Origin of the sequence: Enterobacter soli (assembly GCF_964208575.1) — a bacterium.
Classification (GTDB): Bacteria; Pseudomonadota; Gammaproteobacteria; order Enterobacterales; family Enterobacteriaceae; genus Enterobacter; species Enterobacter soli_A.
On sequence record NZ_CAXOFU010000030.1, the window covers coordinates 24,091 to 30,194 of the forward strand.

Consider the following 6,104-nt stretch of genomic DNA (forward strand, 5'->3'; position numbering starts at 1 on the left):
GCCGGGTAACGCAAACCCTCAACCGGCACAAGGCGGCAAAACCGCTTTCAGCCCTCAAACATCGGGAAACATCACGCTATTTCCCGGCGCTTCCCTGTGCAGATGGATGAAGTTCAGGTGCCGCTCATACTGGTCGAGAATATCGGTGATCACCTGCTCCTTGCTGTAATCCATCAGATCGTTGCCCTGGCTTCCCTCCAGCAGGAAGGTTTCCAGACGATAGTAGGTCGACTTCCCGCTTCGGGCGCGGTAGGTAAACCCGGGCACCGAGTACTGCTGCGGCCAGATCTGGTAGACGAAGTTCTGCTCATCGCCCATGTGCACCAGCAGATCAAGGTGCCCCAGACTATCGCCCTCGTCCGGCGGCAGGTTTTTCAGCTCCACGTAGGCGCCGCGCAGCTTAAGCTCTTGCGCCACCTCTTCCATGGCGGGGAAGCAGACCGTTTCCATCATCTGTTTGGTGTAGCGCGTGCCGGGGTAGTTCATCAGGCGCGACAGGCGTTTTTTCCAGCTCAGCCTGTCCTGCGCGCCCAGCGGTCGCGGCGCGGTGTCGCGGCTGGCACTTTCGCGGCGGTAGTCTTCGACCTTGAGCGATTTATACAGCCCCGCCATCACGAAGAAGATCACAAAGCTGAACGGCAGACCCATGATCACCGTGGTGTTTTGCAGGGCGGAAATACCGTTGGTCATCAGCATACCGAGCGTCAGCAGGCCGATGGCGACGGACCAGAAGATGCGCAGCCAGTTGGGCGCGTCGCTGTTGATGTCCTTCAGCTTCGAGGTGAAGTTACCCAGCACCAGCGCGCCGGAATCCGCCGAGGTAACGTAGAACAGCAGGCCGGTAATAGTCGCCACGGACGCACTAAAGGTAAACGCCGGATACTGCGCCAGCAGGCTGTAGAAGCCGCGCTCCGGGTGCGCCATCGCCTCCTGGGCGAAAGTCGCGTTGCCGTGGATGATCTCGTGCAGCGCGCTGTTGCCGAAAATCGACAGCCACAGCAGGGTAAAGGTGAACGGAATAATCAGCGTGCCCAGCACAAACTGGCGGATGGTGCGCCCGCGGGAAATACGCGCCAGGAACAGGCCGACAAACGGCGACCACGCCACCCACCACGCCCAGAAGAACAGCGTCCAGCTATTCATCCACTCCACAGGACGGTCGAAGGCGAAGCTGTTGAGCGTCATGCCCATAAAGCGGTTCACGTAATCGCCCACGTTCAGCACTAAGGCGTTGAGCAGGAACGAGGTGTCGCCCATGAACAGCACGAACAGGATCAGCCCCAGCGCCAGCGCCACGTTCAGCTCGGAAAGCACGCGGATGCCCTTATCCACGCCGGAGGTCACCGAAATGGTGGCGATAATCACCGACAGCGCAATCAGCGCCGCTTTCGCCGCCATCGAATCCGGAATATCAAACAGCACGCTCAGGCCGTAGTTAAGCTGCACCACGCCAATCCCGAGCGTGGTGGCAATCCCGAAGATGGTGCCAATCACCGCCGCGATATCCACGCTGTGGCCAATCGGCCCGTTGATCTTTTTGCCGAAAATCGGGTACAGCGCGGAGCGGATCGTGAGGGGCAAATTATAACGATAGCTAAAGTATCCGAGGGCCATGCCCATCAGGGCGTACATCGACCAGCCGGTTAAGCCGTAGTGGAACAGCGTCCAGACCATCGCCTGACGCGCGGCCTCCATCGTCTGCCCCGCCCCTTCCGGAGGCTGCATATACTGCGTGACCGGCTCAGCCACGGAGAAGAACATCAGGTCGATGCCGATCCCGGCGGCAAACAGCATCGCCGCCCAGCTCAGCAGGCTGAATTCGGGTTTTGACTGCTCGGGCCCGAGCTTTACCGAGCCAAAGCGCGAGCAGGCAATGCAGACGACAAAGACGATGTAGAGCGTCGCCGCCAGCAGGTAGTACCAGCCGAAGGTCTTCGACACCCAGTCCAGGGTGCGCCCAATCCACTCGGCCGAAAAATCGCGAAAGAAGATCGTCGTCAGGGAAAACAACAAAATCAGCCCGGCGGCCGTGTAAAAAACCACCGGATTGATTTTGTCTTTTTCTCTGTCTTGTGAAAGGTCTGTCATCCAGTATCCCCACTGTTTTTGTAACTATTGAAATCCAAATCCGCAACAATTAAGACACATTTTATATTGAACGTCCAATCAAAAACCGCTTTAATGTATAACCAACGCTGATGAATGGAGTGGCAAAAATGCCCAAAGTGGGGATGCAGCCGATCCGGCGCAGGCAGCTAATCGACGCCACGCTGGAAGCAATTAATGAAGTGGGAATGCACGATGCGACCATCGCGCAGATCGCCCGTCGGGCCGGGGTGTCTACGGGGATCATCAGCCACTACTTCAAAGATAAAAACGGCCTGCTGGAAGCCACCATGCGCGATATCACCGGCCAGCTGCGCGATGCGGTGCTGAGCCGCTTACACGCCCTGCCGAAGGGCAGCGCCGAACAGCGTTTGCAGGCTATCGTCGGCGGCAACTTCGATGAAACCCAGGTAAGCAGCGCGGCGATGAAGGCCTGGCTGGCCTTCTGGGCGAGCAGCATGCACCAGCCGATGCTCTATCGTTTGCAGCAGGTGAGCAGCCGCCGCCTGCTGTCGAACCTGGTATATGAATTCCGCCGCGAGCTGCCGCGCGAGCAGGCACAGGAGGCGGGCTACGGGCTCGCGGCGCTGATTGACGGGCTCTGGCTGCGCGCCGCGCTGAGCGGAAAACCGCTGGACAAGAACCTTGCCCAGTCGCTCACCAGCCACTTTATTAGCCAGCATTTACCGACCGAATAACCGAGGAGAATTTATGTCCCGAATGGCAGAACAGCAGCTTTATATCAATGGTGGTTATACATCGGCCACCAGCGGTCGCACCTTCGAGACCATCAACCCGGCCAACGGCGAAGTTCTGGCGAGCGTGCAGGCCGCCGGGCGCGAGGATGTCGATCGCGCCGTAGAGAGCGCCACGCGCGGGCAAAAAATCTGGGCGGCGATGACCGCCATGGAGCGCTCGCGCATCCTGCGTCGCGCGGTCGATATTCTGCGCGAGCGTAACGACGAGCTGGCAAAGCTGGAAACCCTCGACACCGGTAAAGCGTATTCCGAAACCTCCACCGTCGACATCGTTACCGGCGCGGACGTGCTGGAGTATTACGCGGGGCTGATCCCGGCGCTGGAAGGCAGCCAGATCCCGCTGCGCGACACCTCATTCGTCTACACCCGCCGCGAGCCGCTGGGCGTGGTGGCGGGCATCGGCGCGTGGAACTACCCGATCCAGATCGCCCTGTGGAAATCCGCTCCAGCGCTGGCGGCGGGCAACGCCATGATCTTCAAGCCGAGCGAAGTGACCCCGCTCACCGCCCTGAAGCTTGCGGAGATCTACACCGAAGCGGGCCTGCCGGACGGCGTGTTTAACGTCCTGCCGGGCGTGGGCGCGGAGACCGGCCAGTACCTGACCGAGCATCCGGGCATCGCGAAAGTCTCCTTCACCGGCGGCGTCGCCAGCGGCAAAAAGGTGATGGCGAACTCGGCGGCCTCGTCCCTTAAAGAGGTGACGATGGAGCTGGGCGGCAAATCTCCGCTGATTGTTTTTGACGATGCCGACCTCGATCTCGCGGCGGACATCGCCATGATGGCGAACTTCTTCAGCTCCGGCCAGGTGTGCACAAACGGCACCCGCGTGTTCGTTCCGGCTAAGTTCAAGGCCGCGTTTGAGCAGAAAATCGTCGAGCGCGTGGGCCGCATTCGCGCGGGGGATCTGTTCGATGAAAACACCAACTTCGGCCCGATGGTCAGCTTCCCGCACCGCGACAGCGTGCTGCGCTACATCGCCAAAGGCAAAGCGGAAGGCGCGCGCGTGCTCTGCGGCGGCGACGTGCTGAAGGGCGAAGGCTTTGATAGCGGCGCGTGGGTGGCGCCGACCGTGTTCACCGACTGCACCGACGAGATGACCATCGTGCGCGAAGAGATCTTCGGCCCGGTGATGTCCATCCTCACCTACGACACCGATGAGGAAGCGATTCGCCGCGCCAACGCGACCGACTACGGTCTGGCCGCGGGCATCGTCACCGCCGATCTGAACCGCGCCCACGGCGCCATTCATCAGCTTGAAGCGGGCATCTGCTGGATCAACACCTGGGGTGAATCCGCCGCAGAGATGCCGGTTGGCGGCTACAAACACTCCGGCATCGGCCGCGAGAACGGCGTGATGACGCTCCAGAGTTACACCCAGGTGAAGTCCATCCAGGTTGAGATGGGTAAATTCCAGTCCATATTCTGACCGGGAGGTTTATTTGCAATTTGACTACATCATTATTGGCGCCGGCTCTGCCGGCAACGTACTGGCAACGCGACTGACCGAAGATCCCAACACCAGCGTGCTGCTGCTCGAGGCGGGCGGGCCGGATTACCGCTTTGACTTCCGCACCCAGATGCCCGCGGCGCTGGCGTTCCCGTTGCAGGGCAAGCGCTACAACTGGGCGTATGAAACCGAGCCGGAGCCGCACATGAACAACCGCCGCATGGAGTGCGGACGCGGCAAAGGGCTGGGCGGCTCGTCGCTGATCAACGGCATGTGCTACATCCGCGGCAACGCGTTGGATCTGGACAACTGGGCGAAAGCGTCCGGCCTTGAGCACTGGAGCTATCTCAACTGCCTGCCCTACTACCGCAAGGCGGAAACCCGCGATATCGGCGCAAACGACTACCACGGCAGCAACGGCCCGGTGAGCGTCACCACCTCCAAACCGGGGGTGAACCCGCTGTTTGAGGCGATGGTGGAAGCGGGCGTGCAGGCGGGGTATCCGCGCACCGACGATCTTAACGGCTATCAGCAGGAGGGCTTCGGCCCGATGGACAGGACGGTCACGCCGCAGGGCCGACGCGCCAGCACCGCGCGCGGCTATCTGGACCAGGCGAAATCCCGCCCGAACCTGACCATCCGCACCCACGCCATGACCGATCGTATTATCTTTGACGGCAAACGCGCGGTGGGCGTCGAGTGGCTGGAAGGCGAAAGCACAATCCCATCAACAGCAACGGCGAAGAAAGAGGTGCTGCTGTGCGCAGGCGCAATTGCCTCCCCGCAGATCCTGCAGCGCTCCGGCGTGGGCAACGCGCAGCTGCTGAAGCAGTTTGATATTCCTCTGGTACACGACCTGCCCGGCGTGGGCGAAAACCTGCAGGATCACCTGGAGATGTACCTCCAGTACGAATGCAAAGAGCCGGTCTCCCTCTACCCTGCCCTGCAGTGGTGGAACCAGCCGAAGATTGGCGCCGAGTGGCTGTTTGGCGGCACCGGCGTGGGCGCGAGCAACCACTTCGAAGCGGGCGGGTTTATCCGCAGCCGCGAGGAGTTCGAGTGGCCGAACATTCAGTACCACTTCCTGCCGGTGGCGATTAACTACAACGGCTCGAACGCGGTGAAAGAGCACGGCTTCCAGTGCCACGTCGGCTCCATGCGTTCCCCGAGCCGCGGACACGTGCGCATCAAGTCCCGCGATCCGCACCAGCATCCGGCGATCCTGTTTAACTATATGTCTCACGAACAGGACTGGCAGGAGTTCCGCGACGCGATCCGCATCACCCGCGAGATCATGCATCAGCCGGCGCTGGACAAATATCGCGGTCGCGAGATAAGCCCGGGCATCGACTGCCAGACCGACGAGCAGCTGGACGAGTTCGTGCGTAACCACGCCGAAACCGCCTTCCACCCGTGCGGCACCTGTAAAATGGGCTTTGACGAGATGGCGGTGGTCGATGGCGAGGGCCGCGTTCACGGACTGGAAGGGCTGCGCGTGGTGGATGCGTCGATTATGCCGCAGATCATCACCGGCAACCTGAACGCCACCACCATCATGATTGGCGAGAAGATCGCCGACGCGATCCGCGGACGCGAGCCGCTGGCGAAAAGTACGGCGGCGTATTATGTGGCGAGTGGGGCTCCAGTTCGAAACTGATCCCTCTCCCTTCGGGAGAGGGTTGGGGTGAGGGGAACATACGGCTCTGGCGGTTGTTCCGTTCACCTTACGTTCCCTGCTTCTCTGTCACCACAATACTTGTGAACGTGTCAGGGAGGCTCACCGCCGCCTCCCT

At 61.0% G+C, this 6,104-nt stretch carries 4 protein-coding genes; 3 read left to right on the forward strand and 1 reads right to left on the reverse strand.

What is annotated here, in order from left to right; all coding sequences use genetic code 11:
- Positions 1-54: 54 nt before the first annotated feature.
- Positions 55-2,088, reverse strand: a complete 2,034-nt coding sequence (gene betT / locus AB6V08_RS21765) for a choline BCCT transporter BetT (RefSeq protein ID WP_368544875.1) — start codon at positions 2,086-2,088, stop codon at positions 55-57.
- Between the two features lie 128 nt (positions 2,089-2,216).
- Here betT and betI point away from each other — a divergent pair, with 128 nt between their 5' ends.
- The 3 genes from betI to betA are packed head-to-tail and all read left to right on the forward strand — an operon-like array spanning position 2,217 to position 5,968.
- Positions 2,217-2,804, forward strand: coding sequence for a transcriptional regulator BetI (gene betI, locus AB6V08_RS21770; protein WP_368544878.1), 588 nt, complete (start codon positions 2,217-2,219; stop codon positions 2,802-2,804).
- A 13-nt stretch (positions 2,805-2,817) separates the two neighbouring features.
- Entirely contained in the window at positions 2,818-4,290 is a 1,473-nt protein-coding gene (gene betB, locus AB6V08_RS21775; protein WP_368544876.1) for a betaine-aldehyde dehydrogenase, read from the forward strand.
- Between the two features lie 13 nt (positions 4,291-4,303).
- The gene (betA, locus tag AB6V08_RS21780) at positions 4,304-5,968 is read left to right on the forward strand and encodes a choline dehydrogenase (RefSeq protein ID WP_368544877.1); all 1,665 of its coding nucleotides are present in this window, start codon (positions 4,304-4,306) and stop codon (positions 5,966-5,968) included.
- Positions 5,969-6,104: the final 136 nt, after the last annotated feature.

Bases quoted from the DNA above. Each gene is read 5' to 3' on its own strand.
- betB (WP_368544876.1), top strand. From the start codon at position 2,818: ATGTCCCGAATGGCAGAACAGCAGCTTTATATCAATGGTGGTTATACA.
- betT (WP_368544875.1), bottom strand. From the start codon at position 2,088: ATGACAGACCTTTCACAAGACAGAGAAAAAGACAAAATCAATCCGGTG.
- betI (WP_368544878.1), top strand. From the start codon at position 2,217: ATGCCCAAAGTGGGGATGCAGCCGATCCGGCGCAGGCAGCTAATCGAC.